The 281-nt window shown below is 69.0% G+C and carries 1 protein-coding gene; it reads left to right on the top strand.

Translation table 11 applies throughout. The annotated features are described in order from the left end of the window. Nucleotides 1-124: 124 nt before the first annotated feature. On the top strand, nucleotides 125-281 hold a 157-nt coding region (locus CCN29_RS34410), incomplete at its 3' end, for a TFIIB-type zinc ribbon-containing protein (protein WP_442538702.1).

Genomic DNA, 281 nt, shown 5'->3' with positions numbered 1-281 from the left:
CGGCCGCCGCCCCCGGCGGACCGGGACGAGATTCCCCGACGTAGGGTGCAACCGGCCCACAGCCGGACAGAGTCTGTCCAGCTGATACGCGAAGCAGTACGACCGGCGAGGAGTTGACCCGACCATGCAGTGTCCGAAGTGCCGTGCCCCCATGCACACGTACAACCGCAACGGTGTCCAGATCGAGCAGTGCAGCGGGTGCCGGGGAATCTTCCTCGACTACGGCGAGCTCGAGGCGCTGACCCGGCTCGAGTCGCAGTGGTCGCAGCCCGCCCCGCCCC

Source organism: Streptomyces pseudogriseolus (assembly GCA_002154585.1).
GTDB classification, from domain to species: Bacteria; Actinomycetota; Actinomycetes; order Streptomycetales; family Streptomycetaceae; genus Streptomyces; species Streptomyces pseudogriseolus.
The sequence above is the reverse complement of the archived record's forward strand: the minus strand, read 5'-3'. Positions and strand labels throughout refer to the sequence as shown.